We start from the raw sequence: 237 nt of genomic DNA, 5'->3' as shown, positions 1-237 counted from the left end.
AGATTCCACAAGATGAGCAGATTGACTCTGTTTATACCGATGGAGCTTATGACACCAAGCAATGCCGTCAGGTCATTGCAGATCGGCAAGCGCATGCGGTGATTCCACCTAGAAAAAATGCGAAACCATGGAAAGATACAAAGAGTAGCTCGCTAGAACGAAATGAATTACTTCGAACAGTTAAACGTTTAGGCAGGACACTATGGAAAAAATGGTCAGGCTATCATCGGCGAAGTT

Annotated in this window: 1 protein-coding gene; it reads left to right on the top strand. The window is 43.9% G+C overall.

Going from position 1 to position 237, the window contains the following annotated elements:
• Nucleotides 1-237 (top strand): transposase (locus NI468_RS16215; protein WP_253102650.1); only part of this gene is annotated, 237 nt, incomplete at both ends.

This window comes from Acinetobacter lwoffii (assembly GCF_024129355.1).
Classification (GTDB): Bacteria; Pseudomonadota; Gammaproteobacteria; order Pseudomonadales; family Moraxellaceae; genus Acinetobacter; species Acinetobacter lwoffii_I.
The sequence above is the reverse complement of the archived record's forward strand: the minus strand, read 5'-3'. Positions and strand labels throughout refer to the sequence as shown.